Here is a 23342-nt window from a genome sequence, read left to right on the forward strand (position 1 = left end):
TCGTGTGATGTGTCCTTCCGCGAGAACCATTGGCGTGGTCTCGCTGACCATCACACGATGGCCTCCACACGCGTGGTCACCCACGCCGTCAGGCCCGACGAGTTACACCACAAGCGGGGACATCACCGCTCTGAGCGTCAGTCGAGCCGGACAACGTGCTGAGCAGAGCCGCACGCAGGCGCAACTATTGGACAGTGCCTGATCACACAGCACGCATGCGGGCTGAACAAGAAGCATACGGTCGTCAGCCGACGCTGGACAGGGCGGGATACTGCCGTGCTGTCGAGGCCGAGCTGCGGACCTGGGCCTAAAGGCGAGCAGGCGACGGGAGCATTATCTGCTTGCCGGTGCCCACAGAGTGTCCCACGCGTAATGTTCCGGCGACTCGGGACAGGCATCTCCGTGGCGCCGGTACCGTCAACTGCCGGACGGTGATGAGAGTTCTCTCATTAACATCTCCCCAGGAAGCAGGTGTGAGTCTGCAGCTCGCGGGGCGCGTGGGCGCTATACGACTCGGCGTCCTAAGACGCAGCACTGAGCAGCTCGTCGCAGTTGGTCGGCAGCTCATATGAAATCGACGTTGACATGGGGCCTCGTGTCACCTCGATATGCGCCTGGGTGGCGAAACTTCGCGGCATCGGCGCCGGCGAGCAGCTTCACCATGCCGACGGCTCAACGTGAGCGCGACCGCGCCTTGGTTGCCTCGGGCGAGAGCTGGCCACCGGGCCGTTCGAGGACTCGGAGGCTGTTCAGGCTCGTGCGCTTAGCGGCAGGATCGGAGGTCGGCGACCGTGATCTCCGAGTCGACGCGCGTGCCGTTATCGAGGTTGATGTACCGGAGCTGACCGTTCCGCGTGACGCCGTCCAGAACGGAGATAGACCAATGACCGGGACGATCGTCTGGGGTGCTAGTGATCAGAGGCCACAGATTGATCACGGGTTCGTCAGCTACCACGAGGTATACGCGTCCTTTGCGAAGCGGTTCAGCGGCGTGGAATTCCTGCCAGCGCACGGCCGTTGCGCTGCCGACGAGATTTGCGACCTCGGCAACGAAACCGTCGCCGGTATGCTCAAGCTTGCCGGCAACCACGGTCCGCAGCGCTGGGCGTGTTGCGGCAACGGTAACGAACAGCTCGAGCCAGTCGTCGACGTCTCGCTGTCGCTCTTTCACCCATGAGGCCACTGGCACCCCACCATGGGCAAGGTCGTTGCGCACGCTCACAAGATCGGCGGCCGAACGGTCGGCGACGGTAGTGAGCCAATCGCGTAACACGCCACCTGCGGTCTGGCCTTGCAGCTCGCGACACAACGATTGCCAGGTTCCCATGGACGGCGGCTTTTCAAGCCGCTCGGCTAGCAGGTCACGGAACGAGGCGGCGGCCGCCAGAGCGCTGAACCGGAAGATGGACTCTACACAGTGGATGCTGTCGCGCAGGCGGTGCATGTCGTCGGTCTGTAGTCGCGACCGTATGAGTGGGATAGCGACTGGAGCCGGAAGCTCGCTGGTCGCGACTTGCCAGTGCGCGTGGGCAGCGTCGGCAAGCACCTCTTTTACCACGTCCAGGAGTTCTTCTGTTGCCTTGTGTTTAACAACGTAGTTCTTCGCTCCAAGGCGCTGCGCCTCGATCGTTTCGTCCTGTGCTTCATTCCCAGACAGGATGACGGTTGGGATCCGGATCATGTCTTCGGCAAGTCGGCGCAGGAGCCACATGCCGCCTACGTCACCCGGTGGCATGAACAGGTCAACCAGCACGAGGTCGAACATCTCGGTACGCAGCCGCCGCAAGCCCGCGTCCCCATCCTCTGCGAAGCGGAACTCGGCGTTCAATGGCTTGAGCAGTTTCGACAAAGTATGAGCGACGTCACGCTGGTCGTCGACGAGCAGAATCCGCGGCCGACGCCGAGGACGCTGTCTATCAATTGTCATCAGCTGCTCCACTCTCCTCTGCCAGCGGAAGCGTGATCAACCAGGCCCCTCCGACCGCCACCTGCAAGGGGTGTAGGTCACAGCCAGCTCGGCGCATCATCCGTATCACGCCCGGTAGGCCCAGACCGCTTCCGTGCCGCTTGGTGGTCGGGGCTACTCCGCCCCTCCGCAGCGCCGAGATTACGTGGCTCGGCAGGCCAGGGCCGGTGTCCCGTACTTCCAAGAGTGCGACACGGTCGTCCTCCAGGAGGGTGTACTCGAACTCGATCTGCCCCGCATCGCCCATCGCCTCGACAGCATTCTTCACGAGATTGTCCAATGCGCCCCGCAGGACTTCGGCACCAAGCGCCACCCGCACCGGGACCGTGTTTGGTGGAATCACACGGATACCTGGCGGGAGCCGCTTCATCAGATCGCTGATGTAGTGCCGCATGAACGACCCCAGATTGCACATGCCGATCTGGATCCTGGTGTAGAGCCCCTCGGCGCCAACAAGCTGAGTGGTGATCGCGGCCGCTGAGTCGATGTGCTGGCTTGCATCGAGTTCTGCTTCGAGCTGCTCGGTACGTGTCTCTGTCGGCCGGCTTAGTGCCATCCGAGCACCCATGATCTGGTTCTTCAGGTCGTGTAAGAGCCGGCCGAATTCAACGTCGTACTGGTCAGTTGCGCGCGTGCTTGTAGCAGCGTCCCACAGCAATCCCGAACCGGCGACGCTCTGGTTGGTGATCCGCAAGACTGTCTCATCCCCGTGCGTGTCCACCACTACGCCTTTGGTGGCCTCGCATACCAGCGCCACCACGGACGCAGACCCAGACGACCAGACCGCTCCTGGCGACAGCCGGATTTCGTGTCCTCGTGGCCCAGAACTGAGTTTTGCATGGAGACCAAGTTCATTCGGTCCGCGGCTCGGCGGCCGGAATTCCTGCAGGAGGCGCTGGACGGCCGCACAGGCCTGAGCTCCTATCTCGGCGGGGCTGTCCAAATCGAGCGTTACGGATGCTCGTCGGCGGTCGGGTTGAGCCCAACGTTCAAGCATTTTGGCGAGGTCCGCTGTCCCTCCTGGAGCCAGCCAGATGCTGTGAGCAGCGGTTAAAGCTACCATCTCCTCCCATTGTTCAGGCTCAAGGATGGCTCTGTTTTGCTCCCTTGCAGCCTCGACCCAGCGCAGCACCCTAGTAAGCACGGCTGCGAAGCTTGGGCGCGCGTAAGCGGATCGGACGGCCCTCTGGTAATAGTCGGCGAGGACATGCCGGGTCTCCGCGGGGAACTGGCTGTCGAGGAGGCCAGCCGCTCGTACGGCATCGGTCCAATTGGCGAAGGCGGCCCAGTCTAGATTTGCGAGATAGCCGGCACCCAGAACATTGGCCTGTTGCCACCGCGGCCAGAGCCGCGGCTTCGCAGCGAGCACCTCTATCTGCCTCACAAGGAAGAAGAGAGCCACGTCGCGCTGTTCGAAGTCCGTGGCGCCTACGCGCAGGTTGGCAGAGCCGATCGCCTGCGCAGCTGCCGCCTTCTTCGCAGCCGTCCGCCCCGCACCGTATCCCTCGACGACGATTGTCGCGGAGCCACCGTTGATCCACGTGGTGTTGTGGTAAACGACCGCGTGACCCGGTCCCGTGCTTCGATCCGTGGACCTCCACTCAAGGTCGAGTTCGACGGCGAGTTCTTGCAACCGGGTCGCGGCGTCGCGAGTCGAGCGACGACTGTGTGCCGCGAGGAACTCGGCGACGACCGCTGGCAACCGGCGCTCAAATTCAGTGATGCCAGGCGCCTGCACGTACGCTGCCGCGAGTACGCCCTGCACGAAGTTCGCCAGCATCTCGGTCGTCATGCCCAGTCGCCTCTGCCCGGCTCCAAGGCGACATGCCGCCGGCAGCCCCAGATCGTGCGCGAGTGGCACCAGATCTTCGTCGGGTACCGTCAAGCCTGTTGACAGGTCTGGATCAGGCCGTGTGGTGGAACTCAAGAGGCGGGCTGATCTCGCCCGTGCTGCCAGGACCCCTAAGACGGCACTCCCCAGGTTCGCCAGTACCTCGTTGGATGCCCGGCGATCCCCGTGGGGCGTATTTTCGTACACCCAGGACTTGTGAGTGAGCGCCTTGGCGAACAACCTCGCGTCAGTCGTGTCGAAGAGCCCTGCAAGGCGTCTGTGTTCCATATGGACAGGAAGTTCAGACAGCGGCGGCTTGCGGTCTGATGAGGTTCGGCTGGCGAGTAACCTTGGTGCGTGGGCGGTAAGATAGGCTTGACTTGCAAGCCGGGCCGCTTCTTTCTTGCTTCGGGCCACCGAACCAGTGCTAGACCGGCCGTCTGATGTCCTGACCGTCGCTTGGAACAGCTTGGTGTGATCCGGTCCCTGTTCGGAGAAGAAGAACTCTGGCGCCAACTTGCCAAAGTGCTCGCTTAACATCGTGCGCCAGTCATAGCCGACCGTAGTGTCAGGCCCTAGGTCGGCGTGGATTTGGTCAACCAATCTTGAGATTGTACCTCCCGGCAGCATCAGGGACCACCAGCCGAGGACCTGAAGCATCACGGTTTCGACGGTGCGAGCTCCGCTTCCGGCGCTTATCGCCTGCCATTCTCCAGCGCCGAGGCGGGAGTTGTCCGTGACGCGTAGAATCTCGACCAAGTCTCGTCGGACCGGCCCAATGAGGCGCGCTTTCTCTGCGTCGCGCTGCGCGACATTCATCAATGGATTTCGTCGGCTGATCAGCATCCGCAGCTCGAGATCCAGCACGGCTCTGCCGACGCCTTCGAGTAACGATAGGCATTCCTTGGAGACGATCGCCGACAAGTCGGCCTTCTCGTATAGTCCTGATCGGTGCAGCGTAGCTATCGTCAGCCACTGACGTTGGTGGGGGCCGACTCCGTCTTCATCAGCCCCCAATTTTGAACCCAACTCTGGCCAGACGGCCGTCTCAGGAACGTCTGCTGGGAGGATCGCAAGAGTGCGGAGTTGATGCGTCATATGGATTGTCCCGGCTAGCCGAATTGGTCCAGTCGGCGTTGGCCGACGACAGGTTCGTCCTCGGCGCGGATGCCGAGCTGTGATTCCAGAGCGTGCGCTTCGATAGGTGGTTGAGCCGTCCGCGTGTATCTGGGGCGGCGAGGCTGTCTGGAAGGCGGGTCCGTCGAGGAACCTGCTTGCAGTCGCGATGTGGCGGATATCAGGTGGCATGCTGAAGTGGGGGCTGACCAGGTATTTTGCTTCCGACTCCGCGCTTTCGTTGGGGCACGCATAGGTACGGTAAGACAAGGTTCAACGTTCTGTGCGGCGGCGTCCGCGGGGTCGAACCATCGCTCCCGCGCCGCGTCTGCCTCACACGTCATCGGCCCCCCTCGAACGGATCTGATCAACCCTACCGACGTGGTCGGACGCAACGCATCTATCTACGTCGAGAACCGAGGCAGCCGAGACTGGAGGAATGATCGACGCAGGCCGCGAGGCTCGATCGCCATGGCCAGCCTGGGCCTGGCCGGCACAGGCGACTCGGCGCCTTGCTGGCCAACATGGCCTCGTCTTCCCGCGCCAACCGAGCCCTACTATGCCGGCCGCTGTATCACCTAGTGATTCCTGAAGCCGCCGACTATGTGCGACACCCCTACGTCGCGGCTGCACCAGTGGCCGGCGGGTCCGCTACGACCGAGGCGCCTACTGCGGCCGCGAGCGTCATCTAACGCGGGGTTCATCCAGCTCAAAGGGTGGCAAGCACTGGCCAACACCTACGGCATAGTCGCCCCTCAGGTACCGAGGAGGTGTTTGTACTCGCCGTCATCATCATCAGGCTATGCCAGTGAGACCTGCCCTGGGCAATATTTGATCATGGGCATGTCTGGCCGGCCGTGGGTTGTTTGAGGCAGCCTCTCCTCCGTTACTGGCCTGGCGCGCTGGCCTGCTGAGGGCCACCAACGAACGACTCAAGATGGCGGGCACTATCGTGCGACAGGCGATGCGACCGACCGAGCAGCAAGGATCGCATTGGTCGCCACCGCGGCCCGGTTGATGAACGGCGGCATGCCAGCTCCCGGAGACTCCGGCCCGGGAAATCAGCCCAGGTTCCGCTCTCGCAGTTCAGCGCCGGGTGTCCGGAGGGCTGGAGCATGCGGGACTCTCCACTACGCTCTCGACGACGTCAGCCATGCGTGGGATGAGAGGTTGGGATGCGCAGCCGTAGAGTGTCCTGGTTTGTCCTGGTTGGCTACCTCGCAGTTTGTCTGACCGCGCTGGTGATCGCTCATGGTTCGGAACTCACCTTCCTGCCAACGCTCAGCCCGGAGGCAGGCGCGTCGGGGCTGATTTGGCAGGTTCAGACAACCTTCTTGTCTGTGGGCCTCGCCGGCCTCGCGATCGCCACGCAGTTGTTCGTGGACACGCCGCATGCCGTCGGTGCGACAAGGGCTGACGTCCTTAGGTACGCGTACGTAGAAGAGTTTGTCGGACTCGGGCTCGCGGCGAATGCGCTTCTCGCCGTCGAAACGATCTGGCTCCAAAGCGACGCAGGGGTCGCCGTTGCAGTGGTTGGCGGTCTGGCCCTGACTGTAGCGATGATGCTCATATCCTATATTCGGGTCGCAAGACTCTTCGGGAAGCCGTCTCTGCTCGACGAGGTGGTCAAACGATCGCTTGCGCGAAACCTGATTGATCGGCTCGACACGGTCGCGCGCAACTATGCGTCGGCGACCAAACAACTCGAACCCCTCTTCGAGGCTGGCCTCACACGGGAACCGACGGTATCAGCGTCAGATTACGCCCCAATCCGAACACCTCGTGGCGGCTTGGTGTTGCGGCGAATCAACCCACGACCTGTACGGCAAGCGCTAGCAGCGCTCGCCCCTCGAGTGCAGTCTATCCCTGAGGCGGCCGCCGCAATGGAAACCTCGAACTATTCTCCGCCGGAGATTGTTGTCAGCGCGGAGCCAGGCGATCGAGTCCGCCACGGCGCGGTGGTCTTCCGTGTTCGAGGCTATTCGGACGTTCCTGCCCCAGTCAGGGAACGCGTTGAAACCCTGCTGGCGAGCAGCTTAGAGTTCGAGGGTCGGGAAGCGGTGACGCCCGATGAGGAAATTTCCCGCGAAATATCCATGCTGCAAGACGCCGTCGCGGCGGGAATCCGAGCAGGCGCCTTTGGCTCCGCCAGCCGTGCATTAGAACTCATTGATGCGATCCTTCGAGAGGCGTGGACGGCGCATATAGCGACACAAGAGGCACCGCGCAGAACCTATTCGGTACGACGCAGGTGGCTCTATGGCGTGCTCGCGGAGGTAGAACTTGACGCCATACAATCGCCCAAGGCTTTTACTCTCTTCGTACATCAGGCGATGGCGCGAGTGCTGCAAGTAAGAGACGTAAAATCCACTGACTATACCGATGAATCCCTGAGAAGTTTCACCCGAATCTGGTCAAATGCGCTAGTCGCCGGCAACCACCAGCTGGACGAGTACGTCGACCTGATCTTGCTCGACCTTCAGAACCTAGCTGAGTACTCGCACCTAGGTGAGGCGGACGGAGTCGACTTACGGGTGCGATCGTCGTGGGCAATTGTTGAACTCGTCAAGCTCGCAGTCGATGCCCGCCGGTTCTCTGCCGCACGCGCTGCAGCCAATTATCTCTCCGGACTCTTCGAATACACAGACACCAACGGTCATCTGCGCAAGCACGCACGCGCCGGGCAACTCGTCTTGTCTGCATGGCTGGCCTGGCAAGAGTCGCGATCAGACGAGATCCTGCCCCGGGATGAAGATCTGCACAGACTCCTTGGCCCGAAAGGTAACCGCAGCGACATAGTTGCCGCTGGCCTTGTGGTTTCCAACGAATCGACGCCATTCTCGAGATGGCAGTGGTGGGAGGCGGCCAATCTCGGGCCGATGCAAGTCAAAGCACTCGAGATGAACAACTACGTGCTTCATGCTGTCGCAAGAGCGCTAATCAGATCGAATGGGACGCTTCCAAAAGCGACATCGCACGATCTGAACTCCTTCTACACGCGACTAATGCCGCTTCTTGAAGAAGTTGATGAGGCGCTAGATCATAGCGCCACGACGCTCAGGGCTAATCTCTCCCAGGAGATCGAGCGCTGGAAGGCAAGCGAGATAACCGCACTAGCGAACGCGCACGTCTCAGACCAGAAGGTGGGCGAGCTGAAGCGGGCATTTGAGGCGCGGCTCTATAGCGACAGCCGAATTTCCCGTCGTCTGCCGCGCTCGTCCAGCGTTCCGCTCGATGCTGACGCCGCCATGCCCGTCTTTGGGATCAACTACAAGATTCCTCGCCACTACTTCGTTGACGAGATATTCAATAGCACTTATGCGGATCCCAAGGATCTTGGAGACATGATCGCGCAGGCCTTCATTGACGCCGAAAACCGTAAGATAGTCGACCATCTTGCTGCACTAACGACCAGGCGGGCAAAAGTCCGCACCGACGCGGTAGTACGCGCGATCGCGAAGCTGGGGGACGACGCTTCCAAATACATACTGCTAGCACCTTTTGGGGGGCCAGACGCGGAGGAATGGTGGGAGGAATCGCTCCAGGCGAGCCTCAAGATGGTCTCGGTTATCGAAACTGCCGCGCTCGATGACACGCTCATCCTCTTCGACCCGCGGAGGACGCTGCTATCTCACATCCACCCGAGAACTTCTGGGGAGCTCGAACCTGTTGGTGAAACAGGAATCGCCTTAGGAGTCATCGACGACGTGAATGACCAGGACGATCCAAAGGTACGTGTAGAAGCTGGCGAGTACGTTGTCTTCTGGCCGGGTGACGATCCTTTTGTGCACGCGTTTCAGTCCAGCTAGTCGGCTGGGTCGAGACGTCGTGCTCGAATGCCCATGGTGCGATGGCCATGGCGATCGTGGTGGGGCGTTTGAGGATTCCGTAGAGGTGCCGAAGCCGGCGATGCCCCAGCGGTCGCTGATGGCGGTGGACTGGAGCAGGGTGAACTCGCCGCGGGCGATGCCGAGAACGAAGGTCGCGGCGATGAGAGCGGCGGCCGGTCCGGGGAGGAAGCCGACAGAACGAAAGCGTGGGCTGGTGCGGCGCGAGAGCGGCGCGTAGCCGATGCGGCCGAGCAGTTGCCCGGCGCCGGAGAGGCCGAGGGCCCAGGCGGCGGCCAGGGTCATGGTGAGGCCGCGATCGGTCAGTAGCGGGATGAGGTCGATGGTGGTCGCGAACAGCGTGAACGCCGTCAATGCGGCGGAGATGGTGAGGCAGAGGAACGCACGGCTGGTGGCGACGGCGCGGATGTGCCCGTTGCCGCGTCGCGTGTGCGCTTGGCCGTGGTGGGTGGCGGGCCAGGGCGCGGTGAGGCCGAGGGCGTGGCCGGGGATGGTCGTGACAGCTAGCAGGATCGCGAGAACGACGTAGGTCTGCCGCCACGACAGGTGGTCGAGGAGCGCGGCGGTCGGGGAGCGAAGATCGTGCTGGAGAGGCCGGCCACCAGGGTGAGGATGGTGAGTGCGCGGGTGCGAGGGGGGTCGTACCAGGGGGTGAGCGCGGTGAACGCCGGTGCGTAGAGGGTGCCGGCCTGCGCGAGCCCGTGTTAGCTGGCCTCGAGCGGCGTCGCGTACGCCTCATAATCGATGGCGCCGACTGTCCCGAGTTGCTGGAGGCGGTGGAGCAGTCGCATCATGAAATAGCTGAGTGATCTGTGAGGCACGCTCACCGAGAGCTCCACGAGGTTTCTGCCATCACGTATCGGCTGACGTACGGTGTCGAATGCGCCGGCACCCAAGGCACAGCCCAGATCGATGGCCTGGTCGCGCTGCTGGTTCTGGAGATGCTTCCGGAGCGCATCTTCGAACGGAACGGCCCAGTCGCTCCCGGACGCCAGGATGCCACCCAGGATGGGCATACTGTTGAGGTCTTTTCGGATCTCCTTCCCGAACTGATTCGGGATGAGCGCGGACGTTCTGTGCAGCCGTCGGACGGATTGGACTTTTGCCGCTGCGGCGTCAAGGTACGCCTTGTTAAGGGCCTGCTTTACTTCGAAGACCGCGTACACACTCTCGGCCGGTACGAAAGTCGCATCCGCCACCTTGAACAGTAGCGGCGAGTAGAAGGTGTCGTAGACGATGAGGTCGATCTGCTCACTCTGATGGCCCTGCGAGTCCACTACCTTCCCCGTCGCGAGTCCATACCTGCCGGGCAGGAAGCGAGAAAGCACACCGTTCCAACCATGTTCCGTTCCGGTTCCGACCAGCGTGCCGTGGTTCGTGAGAGCGCCCCCCAGGCCGAGTGTGGCTGCGAGTTGCTGCTCGCGTGCCTGGAAGGCGCCGGGTAGGTCGAAGGCTTCAAGCGGCTTCATCTAGGCCGTCACGGCTCCTGCACGAATGGCCGGGTCGGCACGAACGACGAGGCGAGCTCGATCAGACGCTCGCCGTCGAGTGGCGCGTCGCGGCCGAAGGCGTCCAGCACCGCGTCGGGGACGAACCGTTGGCGAAGGTCAGAGTACGTTGCGCCGTACGGTCGGTCTTCGGTAGCACCGAGAAGGTGCGCGACCTTCTCGATGTCTGCGTTGGTGATGTTGCTCGCGCCGCTAAGCGCCGCTTGTAGGACGAAATCGCGTTGCGCCTGGTCGGGCCGCTCTAGGCTGAAGATGTGGGCAGCGCGACGTGCGACCGCAGGGTCGATCGCGTCTGGCCTGTTCGTGCACATGATGGTGAGCACTGGGAGGCCGTCCTTCCTGAACGTGTCAATTCCCTGGATGAGCGCGTTGACGCCTGCGCGATCCTCGTGGTGCATCTCCGCGAGCTCGCGTGACTGGGCGACCGAGTCAGCCTCGTCCACCAGCAGAACGAATGCTCGGTTCAGGTTCCCGTTGGTGCTTCTGGCCTTCGCAGCCCTTTGGCCGACCTCGGTCAGGGCGCTCGTGATGAGCGTGGTCATCTGGCCAACCAAGCCCGAACCGCGTGCATTGAGGCTCAACGGATACAGCGTCACATCGACTCCAAGCGCCCGCGCGATGGGGTGTCCGACGGTCTCGGCGAGTTCTGTCTTGCCAGTCCCTACGTCGCCGGCGAGCACAATCAGAGGGACCCGCTCGCGCACGGACCGAACCGCCGCGACAAGTCCGTCATGGTGCTTGCTCGACCACTTGTCCAGCACCTCGGGCTTGAGCAGCACGATAGCCTCGTCGACGAGTCGCCGTTTCACCGCGTCGAGCCCAACAAGAGCGTCGAATCGCTCGCCCGAGTCCGGGTCTGGGAACTCTTGAACGTGACCGAACAACTCGGATGTCATAGTGGCCGGAAGGTCTTTCGTGTCACCGCGACACCGCCCCGCGTGTAGGTTTTGTCGGTAATCCAGTAACCGGAGCCGTCGCCTGGCAGTTGGCCGGCGGCACGCGTGAACGGGAGCGTCGCCAAGAAGGCCGTCTTCTCCTCTGCTGAGAGCGCATTCCATTTCTGGGTGTACGCCATGTAGTTGTAGTAGGAGGCGCCGGATATGTCGGCACGGGCATACACTCGGCCCGGGCGGTCGTCGACGCTTCCGCCGACAAGATCGCCGTCTTTTACCGCGTACTGCCACGCCACAACACGCTTGTCGTTCTTCTTGAACCCGAACTCGTATTCCGAGACGTAGCCGTTCACGAGCCGTTCCACCAACTCCGTCTCGTAATCGGTGATGCTGGAGGCACTTGGCTTGCCGTACAGGCGGGCACACTGATGGAGGTCGGCGACCACCTTCGAAGCGAGGTAACGCGCCTCAGTTCGGCTGAAGGTCTGGGTCTGAGCGTAGGTCATGTTCAGCCTCGGAATGATGGGCCGAGGACCGACTGCCACGCATCCACGGCTCGGGTCTTCGTGGTCGCGTACCGGGCCTCAGAGAGCGCGTCAAAAGCGTCCTGGCAAGCTTCGACGATCCGCTTCTTGCCGGCCGCGTCGTAGCGGACGGCGACGTTGTTGTCAGGATTCACAGGGTCAATTACCTCGATGGGTGCTGTACGACGATCAGGAAGCTCGGCCACGGACGAGAAGTCCGTGAAGCTGATGATGTCGTCGAACTCGGTTCGCACGACGTAGAGGAAGAACTCCTCTAGGGCCGTGGGGTAGTCAGACAGGTCGAGGCCAGCGTCTGCTAGGTGAGCCCAGAGCAACTCGATCATGAACGATTTGAACTTGAAGTCCGGGTCATCGGTGACAGCCTGCCGCTTCCACCATTTCGTGAGCCGGATGAGCTGCGCGAAATCAACGCCGTGCTCGTTCTTGCGGGCGCGGATGAACTGCAGGTGGAGGGTTATGCTTGTGAGCAGACGGTCACCTGTGCGCTTGTTCACGAGGTAGCCGACGTCGTCCGGTTGGCCTTCGTAGAGGACTGGCACCACGTCCACATTTAGGCCGCTGCCCTTGAAATTGACCGTGACGCAGTGGTCCTCTTCCTGGAACTGATCTCGCGTCATGTTGGGCGGCGCCGCCTCAAACAGTCGGTCTGCAAGCCACGGCACGAGATTGCGGTCGTCGTCCGGCGCATCGGCCTTCTTGACGTAGACCGCGGTGTCCAGGTCATTGACGGTCTTGAGCGCTGTTCCCTTCGCGACGCTGCCGGCGTGCAGCATCTTCACCAGAGAGAAGCCAGGGTCCTCGTTGATCTTTGCCTGGAGCCGCTCCCGAAGTCGGTTGACCTGCTCTCGGTGTTCCTTCGCCTTCGCTGCCGGCAAGTTCACCTTGTCGGCAGCGAACGCGGCTATCTGATTGTGCTCGACCTCGGGCATGTGCTTCCCCCGGCTGCCGCCCGCGTCGGCGGCTGACAACAGTGAAATTACAGACGTGTCGATGATACCGGACGGATGTGACACTGAGGGTGATCTTGCCTCTTGGTGAGCGGGTGCATGACTCTAGAGCCAGAGACGGGACGAGACGGACCGGCTCCTGCCTCAGGGCCAACCACGCCGACCCGCTGCGGAGCCCGATTGCGAGACATCAAGATCGTGTGCGATCTGTGTGCCGATCTTGCTCGTAAGGCCGGGCCAGCCGGGGTGAGTCCAGGCCACCCTAGGCTCCTGACCTGCGGCGACTCGATCCGACCCAGGTGGGCGAGGTGTGGGTTCGTCGTTCACACCGAAGAGGTCACTGGTTCGATCCCAGTATCGCCCACCCAGGTCAGCAGGCCTTGTGGCCCTCGCCAGCGAAGACAGATCGCCGTCTGTGAGTAATCTGCGAGCAGAATTCCTGGGCACCTCGTCGCAGCCGGGCTCAGGACCTCTCCGAAAGCGACCGCGGGCGCTTCGACTTGAGGGTCGGATTGCAACCTCCTCGTGACGATCCCGTAGCAGTTCGTCGAGGATTGCCACGGGCGAGCGGGGGGACGCGGGTGGTGGTGCCGACCTTCGCCGGCGTGCACGAATCGCGCGTCGGTGAGCTTGCGCACGTGGTGGGACGCTGTGGACTGGCTGATGCCCAGAAGTTCGGTCGTTCACCGACGGTCATGCCGCCGTTCGAGGTGGCGACGGCGTGCCGCGACGCCCGTTCGCGTCCTCAGCTCTGCCGTAACGACACCCAGGCGCATGCCCGAATGGTGATACGGGTGCCGCCGGCCCGGGGGTTCTCACCCCGCCGAGCGACTCGGCGTGGGCACCTCGTGTCGCGACCGGGATGAGAAGACCGTGCAGGTCAGCGAAATGCTGCAGACCTACCCACAGGACCTGTGCAGGGTCGACACATAAGCCCTGACCAGGTGCATTGGGGAGCGCTTCGCATGAGCCCGGACCTGTACCGCTTGCGCCGATGCATGCCTGAGTGAGGACATGGTCGCCGAGCTGGTGAAGTGCATCCGCACCAACCTTGATTGGCCGACATCTGCGAGGCGACCGGCCGGGCGTTGTCGCGCCATACCGGCTACGACGCGTCGCTGGGCTGAACAGCTGGTCCGTCTGTCTCGCCCCCGTGCGACGCCGACTCGGCGCCACACGGGGACCCGGCCTGCTCGTGGAACACCGTTCGGGCCGTCATGCAAGGCGCACGCGACGAGTGCTCGGGTCGCCGGGTGTCGCAGCAGGGCGCCGCTGCGGTGTGCCCTCACCCTGGGGTCAGTGCAGGCCGGCACAGAGTCACGACTCCCAAGCACGTTCCAACTGCTCCACGTCGGCGGCGGCTGCGCTGCGCCCGGAACGAAGGGTGACCGCGGCGAGCACGGCTCCTGCTGCAGCGATGGCCGCGGCGCCGACGAAAGCGGCGGAGAAGCCATTGGTGAGGGCGGGCAGGTCGTCCAGCTGAGCGGCGCCGTAGCCCGCGGCCACGGCGGTCATTGCCGCCAAGCCGAGAGCAGAGCCGACCTGGTAGCTGGTGTTGACGATGCCGGAGGCCAAGCCGCCTTCCTCGGGCCGGGCGGAGGAGATGGCCGTGCCCAGTGACGGGATGAAGGCCAGCGACATGCCCAGGGCGGCGACGAGCGACGCAGGGAGCACGTCGACCCAGAAGCTGCCGTCTGGGCGGATGAAGGACAGCCAGCCCATGCCGATCGCCAGGATCGCCAGCCCGGTGACCGTCATCGCCTTGGGGCCGAACCGGCCGATCATGCGCGGAGCCAGGGCGATCATCCCGATCATGATGAGCACCGTCATCGGCAGCAGTGCGGCCCCGCTGGGGAAGGCGCTGTAGCCGAGCACCTGCTGCAGGTAGAGGTTCAGGAAGAACCACATGGGGATCCACGCGCCGCCGAGCAACAGCTGGGCAAGGTTGGCGGCGCCGAGGTTGGGGGTGCGGAAGATCGACAGCCGCATCAGCGGTTCCCGGCGTGCTGCCTGCACCGCGAGGAAGATGCCCAGTAGGACGACGGCGCCGGCCAGCACGAGCCAGGTCTCACCGGCCGCCCACCCGACCTCCGGAGCGCGCACGATCGCGTAGACAGTGGCGCCGAGGCCGGCGGTCACGGTGAGGGCACCGACGATGTCGACGGAGCCGCGCGTGCCAACGCTTCCGGCGGGCATCAGCGCGGGCGCCGCGATCAGCGCGATCAAGGCAATCGGAATGTTGATGTAGAAGACCCACGGCCAGGAGACGTACTCGGTGATGACGCCGCCGAGGAACACTCCGGCGGTGCCGCCGGCCGGCGCGGCCGCGCCGTAGATGGCCAAGGCCTTGGTGAGCTGCCGCGGTTCGGCGCCGAACAGCATCATGAGCAGCGTGAGGGCCGATGGTGCGATCAGCGCGGCGCCGACGCCCTGGACGGCGCGGCCGGTCAGCTCAGCCGCCACGCTGCCGGCAGCTCCCGCGAGCACGGAGCCGACCAGCAGGATGAACCAGCCGAGGCCGAACATCCGGCGAGCCCCGAACAGATCCGACAGTCTTCCGCCGAGAAGCAGCAGGCCACCGAACGCGACGACGTAGGCGTTGAAGACCCAGGACAGCTCGCCTTGAGAGAAGCCGAGGTCGGCTTGGATCTCGGGCAGCGCCACGCCGATGATCGACGTGTCCATGATCACCATGAACTGTGCCATGGCGATCAAAGCCAACGCGGCCCAACGCCGCGAGGCCGTCGAGGACGTCATCGTGGTCATCTTGTACTCCTTACCGGTAGGGGGTATCCGGATGGTGCACTGAACCCCATGGCGGGATTTCGGTGTTCCTGCTTGCGCCGTGAGGTGGACAACAGCCGCCCGATCGGCGCTGATGCTCCGTCGTGATCGTTGGATGCCGAGCGGTGGCGCAGCCGTGCGCAGCGCAGCGACGCCGGTGTATACCCTAGGGGGGTACGGTTACAGGCGCAAGTGCTGCTCGGACCAGGAAGGCCTTCGCGCTCCCACGATCCCTGCCCGCCACGTCGCGGGCCAGACCTGGATCCAAGACACCACTCCGAGGCGGTGTTCGCGATGCTCGCCGGCGCCGCACCCATCCCAGCGGCCAGCGGACAGACCGCCGACCGCCACCGCCTCAACCGCTACGGAGATCGAACCGCCTCGGGATGCCCGGAGACTTACAGGCGGTTCATCGTGTGCTGTGCCGTAGCACGTGGCGCGTGAGGCCTTGCTCATCCGCTCCAGTGGGGTGGTGGACCAGATCTTCTTCCCGTGGCTGACGGGGGAGTCGGCGACGGCGGTGGCGTCGTGGCCGGCTTCGCGCAGCATCAGCCGACGCATCGTGAGGCGATGTTTGCCGACCTGATCGCCGCCGAGGTCGAGAACGTGCCCCTTCACTCAGGAGTTCAGCCACGGGAGGAAGCCGAAGAGATGTCCGACTGTTGACGGACACGCTCAGCCTCACGTGGCGGCGTCGCGCACCATGCGCTCGATGAGCGGCCGGACCCGGTGCGGCACCCGCCGGCGGAGGACCGGCTCGGTGCGGGTCCGCAGCACCCCCGGCACGGCCAGGATCTGCTGCAGCACCTCCTCGGTGTTCTCCGGGCCGGTGGACACGACGTGGCACATGACGTCGGCGTCGCCGGCGATGGAGTCGACCTGGATGACCTCCGGGATCGCGGCCAGCCGCTCGGTCACCTGGTCGAGCACGCCCTGCGCCAGGTTCAGCCGCACGTAGGAGAGTGCCGTGAAGCCGAGCGCGGCCGGCGCGACGCCCGGCTCGTGCCCGGTGATGACGCCAAGCCGCGCCATCCGGTCGAGGCGGGACTGGACGGTGCCGCGCGCCACGCCGAGCAGACGGGCGTACTCGCGGACCCCGGCACGGGGCCGGTCGAGACTCAGCTGGAGGATCGACAGGTCCAGCAGGTCGAGCGAGCGTGTCACGGATACCTGGCCAATGGTCGACGGGGTGCGCCCACGGGCGCGTGGAATTCGGGCCAATGGCCCAATCTCGGGCCGCGAGTCTTGCCCTCATGGTACGTCGATCGCCAGAGTCGGTGCACCATTGGCCGATCCGGAGGGCGCTCGACGTGACGACCACCGCGACCGTCGTCCGGCCCCGCGACCGCTACGCGGCGGTCGAGGGCCGCGTGCAGCTGACCGGCATCCAGGCGCTGGCCCGGCTGCCGATCGAGCAGGCCCGCCGCGACCGCAACGCCGGCCTCGACACCGGCACCTTCATCTCCGGCTACGAGGGCTCGCCGCTGGCCGGCTACGACCTCGAGCTGAACCGGATCCGCGACCTGCTCGACGCGAACGCGGTGACGTTCGTGCCCGGGCTCAACGAGGAGGCGGCGGCCACCTCGGTGCAGGGCAGCCAGCTCGCTCCGACCGTCGACGGCGCGAACTGCGACGGGGTGCTGGGCATTTGGTACGGCAAGGCGCCGGGGCTGGACCGGGCCACGGACGCGCTGCGGCACGGCAACCTCATGGGCGCCCACCCGTGCGGCGGCGCGCTCGTCCTGGTCGGCGACGACCCGGCCGCGAAGTCGAGCAGCGTGCCGTGCGCCTCCGAGTTCGCCCTCGCCGACCTCGCCATGCCCTTCCTCTACCCGGGTGACAGCGCCGAGGTGCTGGAGCTGGGGCTGCATGCCGTCGAGCTGTCGCGGGCCAGCGGCCTGTGGGTGGGAGTCAAGGTCGTGACGTCGGTGGCCGACGGCACCTCGACCGTCGACCTCGGCGACGAGCGCCCCGAGCCCGTCCTGCCCGCCGGCGCGAAGCGGCACGTGCCGACGGCGCGGCTGCTGCAGCCGACCCTCGGCCCGCTCGAGCGGGACCAGCTCACCACCCGGCTGCGGATCGCCCGCGAGTACGCGCGGCTCAACGACCTCAACCGGACCGTCGGGCGGGGCACGGCGGACCGGCTCGGGATCGTCTCGGCCGGACGCACCTACCTCGACGTCGTGACGGCGTTGGAGAAGCTCGGCATCGCCGCCGACGCGCTCGAGGCCAGCCCGATCCGGCTGCTCAAGGTCGTCATGCCCTACCCGCTCGACGAGCAGACCCTCCGCGAGTTCGCGACCGGCCTCGACGAGGTCGTGGTCGTCGAGGAGAAGCGCTCCTTCCTGGCGACGGCGTTGCGCGACGCCCTCTACGATCTCGACCGCCGGCCGGTCGTCACGGGAAAGGCCGACCCGGGCGGCGCCGAGCTGTTCCCGGCCTACGGCGAGCTCGACGTCGACCTCGTGGTGGCCCGGCTGGGCAGGCGCCTCGCCGCGCACGGCCTCGCGCCGGCCGGGGACGCACCGGACCGCAGCCCCGCCGCGGTCGCAGCGGACCGCAGCCCCGCCGCGGTCGCCGGCCGCACACAGCTGCCGCTGCTGCGCCGCACGCCGTACTTCTGCTCCGGCTGCCCGCACAACACCTCCACCAAGCCGCTCGACGGCTCCCTCACCGGCGCCGGCATCGGCTGCCACGCCATGGTGCTGCTGATGGACGAGGGTCAGGTCGGCACCGTCACCGGGCTCAGCCAGATGGGTGGCGAGGGGCTGCAGTGGATCGGCATGGCCCCGTTCGTGCACCGGTCGCACTACGTGCAGAACCTCGGCGACGGGACCTTCGACCACTCCGGGTCGCTGGCCATCCGCGCCGCCGTCGCCGCGGGTGTGAACATCACCTACAAGCTGCTCTACAACTCTGCGGTCGCGATGACCGGCGGGCAACGCCCCGCGGGCGGCATGACCGTCGCCCAGGTGGTCGACGTGCTGCGGGCCGAGGGCGTGGCGCGCGTCATCGTCACGACCGAGGACGCCAGCCGCTACCGGCGGAACCGGCTCCCGGCCGGCGTCGCCGTCTGGGACCGCTCGCGGTTCGACGAGGCGCAGCGGGTGCTCGCCGCCACGCCCGGCGTCACCGTCCTCGTCCACGACCAGGAGTGCGCCACCGAGCGCCGCCGCCGTCGCCGCCGCTCGAAGGACGAGCGGCCGGAGACCCGGGTCGTCATCGACGAGCGGATCTGCGAGGGCTGCGGCGACTGCGGCCGCACCTCGAACTGCCTGTCGGTGCAGCCCGTCGCCACGGAGTTCGGCCGCAAGACCGCCATCCACCAGGGCTCGTGCAACCTCGACTACAGCTGTGTCGACGGCGACTGCCCGGCCTTCCTGACGGTGACGGTGCCGGCCGGCGGCCGCGGCCGCGAGGGCGTCGCGGACATCGACGCCGCGGAGCTGCCCGACCCGCCGGTGGCCGCCCAGCGCGACGGCTTCAGCGTCCGGCTCGCGGGGGTCGGCGGCACCGGGGTGGTGACGGCGTCGCAGATCCTCGCCACGGCGGGCCTGCTGGCCGGCTGGAACGTGCGCTCGCTCGACCAGACCGGGCTGGCTCAGAAGGGCGGCGCGGTGGTGTCCGACGTGCGCTTCCGGCGCACCGGCCACGAGGCGAACAAGCTCGCCGCGGGGGAGTGCGACCTGTACCTGGGTTGCGATCTGCTGGTCGCCGCCGACCCGGCGCACCTGGCCGTGGCCGCGCCCGGCCGCACCACCGCCGTCCTCTCGGTCGCCGAGCTGCCGACGGGCCGCATGGTCAGCGACGTCTCCGTCACCTTCCCCGACGTCGACGAACTCGCGGACCGGGTCCGCGCGGGCGCCCGGACGACGCACCTGCTCGACGCGCGCGAGCTGACCACCGCGCTGTTCGGCGACGACCAGTACGCCAACCTGTTCCTCGTCGGCGCCGGGTTCCAGGCCGGCGGGCTGCCGCTGCCCGCCGCGGCGGTCGAGGAGGCGATCAGGCGGGGCGGCGTCGCCGTCGAGGCCAACCTGCAGGCGTTCCGCCGGGGCCGGCAGTACGTGGTCGAGCCGGAGGTCGTGACCGCCCTCGCGGCGACACGGCAGTCCCGCCGGCCCGCCGCCACCGGCACGCTCGCCGATGTCGTCGCGCTGCGGGTCGCCGAGCTGACGGACTACCAGAACACCGCTTACGCGGCGCGGTACGCGGCCCGGGTCGAGCAGGTGCGCCGGGCGGAGGCCGCCGTCGATCCGTCCTCGACCGTCCTGACCGAGACGGTGGCGCGGAACCTGCACAAGCTGATGGCCTACAAGGACGAGTACGAGGTCGCCCGGCTGGCGCTGCTGCCGCAGACCCGGGCCGAGATCGAGGAGCGGTTCGGCCCCGGCGCGCGGGCGTCGTGGAACCTGCACCCGCCGGTGCTGCGCGCCCTGGGCATGAAGCGCAAGCTGCGCCTCGGCCCTTGGTTCCGCGTGGTCTTCCGGGTGCTGCGGGCGCTGCGCGGCCTGCGTGGCACCGCCTTCGATCCGTTCGGCCGGGCCCATGTGCGCAGGGCCGAGCGCGACCTCGTCCGCGAGTACGGCGCCGTCGTCGACGAGCTGGCCGCCCGGCTCGACGCCGCGACCCTCCAGCAGGCGGTGCGCGTGGCCGGACTGCCCGACGTCGTGCGCGGCTACGAGGACCTCAAGCTCGCCACCATCGAGCGCTACCGCACCGAGCTCGACGCGGCGATGACGGCGTTCAGACGGCCTTGATCAGGTTGTCGCCCATGCCGAACGCGATCTGCCCGATGCGGCCGTGGTCGTGGAGGCGCCGGGTCACGTAGGCGACGCCGTGGCCGTTGGTGAACGACCAGTACCCCGCGGAGCCGCCGAGGCCGCCCATGCCGATGAAGTTGTCGGTGCGGAACATGCCGAGCGTCCAGTTCACCCGCTCCTGGACGGTCTGGTCGACGGCGGTGACCTGTGTGGTGACGAACTCGGTGTGCAGCTTCTCGCCGAGCAGGTCGCGCAACGGACCGTCCGGGTCGGTCACCGTCGAGTAGAAGCGGGCCAGCGCGCGGGCTGACGTGTGCAGGTTGATGGCGGCGAATGTCGACTGCCGGAACGCCGTCGAGTTGATCCGGTCCATGTCCATGGCGCCGTGCGGCCGCGAGAGGGCACGGTCGTAGGTGGGGCAGACCTCGGCCAGCATCTGCGCCGCTCCGCCGGGGAGGCCGTGCTCGAGCTCGGCCACCCGCGGCAGCTCGCTGGTCGGCACGCCGAACCAGGCGTCCATGCCCAGCGCCGGCCGGGCCACGTCGTTGAACCAGTGCCCGAGGGGCTGCCCGGTGGCGGCGCGCAGCACGCCGTCGAGCAGGTGGCCGTAGGTGAGGGCGTGCTCGGCCAGCACGGTGCCCGGCCGCGTCTCGGGCGGTGCGGCCGCGAGGATCTCGCGCAGCGCGTCCTCGTCGACCAGGTCCACCGTCGCGGCGGCGGGCGGGAAGACCGGCTGCCCGGCCCGGTGGGTCAGCACGTCGCGCAGCGTGGTCTCGTCCTTGCCGGCCTGCCCGTACTCGGGCCAGTACGCCGCCACCGCCCGGTCCAGCTCCAGCGCGCCCGAGGCGACGGCGGTCAGCGTGGCCAGCGCGGCGAACGGCTTGGAGGTCGAGTACGTGTGCACCAGGGTGTCCGGGCGCCACGGCTCGGTCCGCGCGGCGTCGCTCCAGCCGGCGGTGAGGTCGACCACCTCGGCGCCCGCGGACCAGATCGAGAGGCCGGCACCGGTCTCCTGGCCGTCGGCGACGAATCGGGTCAGCAGCTCGGTGACGCCCTCGTAGCCGTCGCCGGCGAATCCCTGGACCGACATGTGAGCCTCCTCCTGTAATCAGATTACAGTCTGGCACCTCTGGTGCCGTCGCACCAGCCTATGTAATCTGATTACATCGGGAGTCGGCGGACCGGAAGGGGAGGCACGTGCAGAACCAGGCGAACGAGCAGTCCGAGGACGTGGCGCAACTGCTGAAGCTGCACCGCGACTGGTACTTCTCGAACTACAACATCAACATCCCGCTGATGCGGACGGTCTTCCCGCCGAAGCAGGACCAGTTCCTGATGTTCAACCTCAACGACCACCCCTACTTCGGGGTCGACGACCTCGACGCGCTGTGGTCCTTCTACGCCCGCACCGACCGGTGGGGGCTGTGCGAGGACCACGTCATGCGGGTCGACGTGGCGGGCGACATGGGCTACATCGTCTCCGAGGGCATCTATCCGTCCTGGGTCATCAAGGACGACGAGGGCAACCTGCTGCCCGAAGAGATCGACGCCACCTTCCGGTACCGCTCCACGGAGATCTACAAGCGCGACGACGGCGAGGGCGGCCGGGAGTGGAAGATGTGGCACTTCCACTGCTCGACGCGGCCCGATGACGACGCCGTCCCCGACGCCAAGACCGCCGAGGACAGCTCGCGCAGGCGGGGCCTCGGCAACACGCCCTACAGCCAGGGAACCCTGGTCGAGTACTGAGCCGTGTCCGACGCGACGGGGCCGGCGCCCTGCGACCTGCTGCTGACCGGCGGCACCGTCGTCACCATGGACCCGTCGGCCGGCGTCATCGAGGACGGTGCCGTCGCCGTCGGCGGCGGACGGGTGACGGCGGTGGGCACTGCCATCGACCTGGCCGGCCTGACGCCGTCGCGCACCGTGGACTGCCGCGGCGCCGTCGTCCTGCCGGGCCTGGTCGACACCCACACGCACCTGTACCAGGGCCTGGCCCGCAGCCTCGGCGAGGGCCGGCCGCTCTGGTCCTGGCTGACGGACTTCATGTGGCCCTACGCCGCCGCGCTGACCAGGGAGGATGCGCGGCTGGCGGCGCTGCTCGGCGCTGTCGAGGCGGCCCGGGCGGGGACCACCTCGCTGCTGGACCACCACTACGCCCCGGCGGATCCCGAGACGGTGCTCGCGGTCGCCGAGGCGGTCGAGGACGTCGGGCTGCGCGGCGTCGTCGCCCGCGGCATGGCGGGCACGCCGAGCGCGGTGGCGCGCGAGAACGGCCTCGCCGGCGGCCTGTTCGCCCACCCCACCAGCGCGGAGATCGAGCTGACCCGCGACTGCATGACCGCGAGGCCGCCGGACAGCCGGGTCGCCGTCTGGCCCGGCCCGCACAACGTCACGTACGCCGACCAGGCCCTGCTGCGGGCCTCGGCGGAGCTGGCCCGCGACGCCGGGACCGGCTGGCACACGCACTGCTCCTCCACTCCGCGCGACCCCGAGACGTACCGGCGCGCCTACGGCACCACCCCCGTCGCCTGGCTGCACGAGCAGGGGCTGCTGGGGCCGGGCGCCACGCTCGCCCACGGCATCCACCTGACCGACGCCGAGGTGCGCATGGTGGGCGAGACCGGCTCCGCAGTCGCACACTGCCCGGTGTCGAACCAGTACGGCGCCGACGGCGTGCTGCGGCTGCGTGAGCTGCGCGCGGCGGGCGCGGTCGTCGGGCTGGGGACGGACGGCGCCGCGTACAACCACCGCCAGGACCTGTTCGAGTGCATGAAGCAGGCCGTCCTGGTCCAGCGGCTGCACCGGCTGGATCCCGAGGCGGCGCACAGCCACGAGGCGCTGGCCCTCGCGACCCGCGAGGGGGCGCGGCTGCTCGGCATCGACGCGGGAGTGCTGGCGCCCGGGCGGCTGGCCGACCTCACGGTGGTCGGGCTCGACGCGCCGCACCTGACCCCGCACCACGACGTGCGGGCGACGCTCGTCTACGCGGCCCGCGGCTCCGACGTGCGCATGACGATCGTGGGCGGCGAGGTCGTGGTCGAGGACGGCCGCTGCACCCGGGTCGACGAGGACGCGATCTGCGCCGAGGCGCTCGACCGGGCCCGTGCCGTGGTGCGCCGCGCCGGGATCGTGTGAGGA

General features: G+C 66.6%; 16 protein-coding genes and 1 pseudogene. 6 read left to right on the top strand and 11 right to left on the bottom strand.

Going from position 1 to position 23342, the window contains the following annotated elements:
• Positions 1 to 763: 763 nt before the first annotated feature.
• Both E1212_RS16240 and E1212_RS16245 read right to left on the bottom strand, forming a co-directional pair.
• Entirely contained in the window at positions 764 to 1939 is a 1176-nt protein-coding gene (locus E1212_RS16240; protein ID WP_131984279.1) for a response regulator, read from the bottom strand.
• Positions 1917 to 4721 carry an ATP-binding protein gene (locus E1212_RS16245; RefSeq protein WP_203416914.1) on the bottom strand — a complete coding sequence of 935 codons (2805 nt, stop codon included), beginning with the start codon at positions 4719 to 4721 and terminating at the stop codon, positions 1917 to 1919. Before E1212_RS16245 ends, E1212_RS16240 begins: the two co-directional genes overlap by 23 nt.
• Before the next feature lie 1382 nt (positions 4722 to 6103).
• On the opposite strand from E1212_RS16245, the gene E1212_RS16250 reads away from it, so the two are divergent.
• Positions 6104 to 8722, top strand: a complete 2619-nt coding sequence (locus tag E1212_RS16250; protein WP_131984283.1) for a serine/threonine-protein kinase — start codon at positions 6104 to 6106, stop codon at positions 8720 to 8722.
• Here the strand turns inward: E1212_RS16250 and E1212_RS16255 are convergent.
• From E1212_RS16255 to E1212_RS31120, 6 genes are all read right to left on the bottom strand, one after another.
• Complete coding sequence (locus E1212_RS16255; RefSeq protein WP_131984285.1) at positions 8603 to 9409, bottom strand: MFS transporter; 807 nt, start codon at positions 9407 to 9409, stop codon at positions 8603 to 8605. The genes E1212_RS16250 and E1212_RS16255 overlap by 120 nt on opposite strands.
• 56 nt (positions 9410 to 9465) lie before the next feature.
• The gene (locus E1212_RS16260) at positions 9466 to 10230 is read right to left on the bottom strand and encodes a DUF6602 domain-containing protein (RefSeq protein WP_131984287.1); all 765 of its coding nucleotides are present in this window, start codon (positions 10228 to 10230) and stop codon (positions 9466 to 9468) included.
• A gap of 8 nt (positions 10231 to 10238) precedes the next feature.
• Positions 10239 to 11048 (bottom strand): AAA family ATPase, encoded by an 810-nt coding sequence (locus E1212_RS16265; protein ID WP_203416915.1) that lies wholly within the window; start codon positions 11046 to 11048, stop codon positions 10239 to 10241.
• Between the two features lie 113 nt (positions 11049 to 11161).
• Complete coding sequence (locus E1212_RS16270; protein ID WP_131984291.1) at positions 11162 to 11668, bottom strand: HORMA-1 domain-containing protein; 507 nt, start codon at positions 11666 to 11668, stop codon at positions 11162 to 11164.
• A gap of 2 nt (positions 11669 to 11670) precedes the next feature.
• Positions 11671 to 12636: a CBASS oligonucleotide cyclase gene (locus tag E1212_RS16275; RefSeq protein ID WP_131984293.1), complete on the bottom strand. Its 966-nt coding sequence runs from the start codon at positions 12634 to 12636 to the stop codon at positions 11671 to 11673.
• A gap of 341 nt (positions 12637 to 12977) precedes the next feature.
• The gene (locus E1212_RS31120; RefSeq protein ID WP_203416922.1) at positions 12978 to 13325 is read right to left on the bottom strand and encodes a hypothetical protein; all 348 of its coding nucleotides are present in this window, start codon (positions 13323 to 13325) and stop codon (positions 12978 to 12980) included.
• Positions 13326 to 13590: 265 nt separating this feature from the next.
• On the opposite strand from E1212_RS31120, the pseudogene E1212_RS31125 reads away from it, so the two are divergent.
• A pseudogene (locus E1212_RS31125) lies at positions 13591 to 13775 on the top strand (four-helix bundle copper-binding protein); the annotation flags it as partial.
• 196 nt (positions 13776 to 13971) lie between these two features.
• On the opposite strand, the gene E1212_RS16290 reads toward E1212_RS31125, so the two are convergent.
• Positions 13972 to 15420 carry an MFS transporter gene (locus E1212_RS16290; RefSeq protein WP_131984295.1) on the bottom strand — a complete coding sequence of 483 codons (1449 nt, stop codon included), beginning with the start codon at positions 15418 to 15420 and terminating at the stop codon, positions 13972 to 13974.
• Positions 15421 to 15930: 510 nt separating this feature from the next.
• Here E1212_RS16290 and E1212_RS30785 point away from each other — a divergent pair.
• On the top strand, positions 15931 to 16104 hold the full coding sequence (locus tag E1212_RS30785) for a hypothetical protein (RefSeq protein ID WP_162605504.1): 174 nt from the start codon (positions 15931 to 15933) through the stop codon (positions 16102 to 16104).
• A gap of 15 nt (positions 16105 to 16119) precedes the next feature.
• Here the strand turns inward: E1212_RS30785 and E1212_RS16300 are convergent, their stop codons facing one another.
• A complete protein-coding gene (locus tag E1212_RS16300) occupies positions 16120 to 16602 on the bottom strand; it encodes an Lrp/AsnC family transcriptional regulator (protein WP_131984299.1) in 483 nt (160 codons plus the stop codon).
• A gap of 146 nt (positions 16603 to 16748) precedes the next feature.
• Between E1212_RS16300 and E1212_RS16305 the strand changes: the two genes are divergently transcribed.
• Positions 16749 to 20198 (top strand): indolepyruvate ferredoxin oxidoreductase family protein, encoded by a 3450-nt coding sequence (locus tag E1212_RS16305; RefSeq protein WP_203416916.1) that lies wholly within the window; start codon positions 16749 to 16751, stop codon positions 20196 to 20198.
• Here E1212_RS16305 and E1212_RS16310 read toward each other — a convergent pair.
• Positions 20185 to 21291, bottom strand: a complete 1107-nt coding sequence (locus E1212_RS16310) for a serine hydrolase domain-containing protein (RefSeq protein ID WP_131984303.1) — start codon at positions 21289 to 21291, stop codon at positions 20185 to 20187. The genes E1212_RS16305 and E1212_RS16310 overlap by 14 nt on opposite strands.
• Before the next feature lie 107 nt (positions 21292 to 21398).
• Between E1212_RS16310 and E1212_RS16315 the strand changes: the two genes are divergently transcribed.
• Both E1212_RS16315 and E1212_RS16320 read left to right on the top strand, forming a co-directional pair.
• Complete coding sequence (locus E1212_RS16315) at positions 21399 to 21950, top strand: hypothetical protein (RefSeq protein WP_131984305.1); 552 nt, start codon at positions 21399 to 21401, stop codon at positions 21948 to 21950.
• Positions 21951 to 21953: 3 nt separating this feature from the next.
• A complete protein-coding gene (locus E1212_RS16320; RefSeq protein ID WP_238992368.1) occupies positions 21954 to 23339 on the top strand; it encodes an amidohydrolase family protein in 1386 nt (461 codons plus the stop codon).
• Positions 23340 to 23342 lie beyond the last annotated feature (3 nt).

It is taken from the genome of Jiangella ureilytica (genome assembly GCF_004348545.1).
Lineage (GTDB): Bacteria > Actinomycetota > Actinomycetes > Jiangellales > Jiangellaceae > Jiangella > Jiangella ureilytica.

What these genes read in the sequence shown, in the direction of transcription:
- E1212_RS16275 (WP_131984293.1), bottom strand. Translation starts at nt 12,636, where the DNA reads ATGCCCGAGGTCGAGCACAATCAGATAGCCGCGTTCGCTGCCGACAAG.
- E1212_RS16260 (WP_131984287.1), bottom strand. Translation starts at nt 10,230, where the DNA reads ATGAAGCCGCTTGAAGCCTTCGACCTACCCGGCGCCTTCCAGGCACGC.
- E1212_RS16310 (WP_131984303.1), bottom strand. Translation starts at nt 21,291, where the DNA reads ATGTCGGTCCAGGGATTCGCCGGCGACGGCTACGAGGGCGTCACCGAG.
- E1212_RS16270 (WP_131984291.1), bottom strand. Translation starts at nt 11,668, where the DNA reads ATGACCTACGCTCAGACCCAGACCTTCAGCCGAACTGAGGCGCGTTAC.
- E1212_RS16290 (WP_131984295.1), bottom strand. Translation starts at nt 15,420, where the DNA reads ATGACCACGATGACGTCCTCGACGGCCTCGCGGCGTTGGGCCGCGTTG.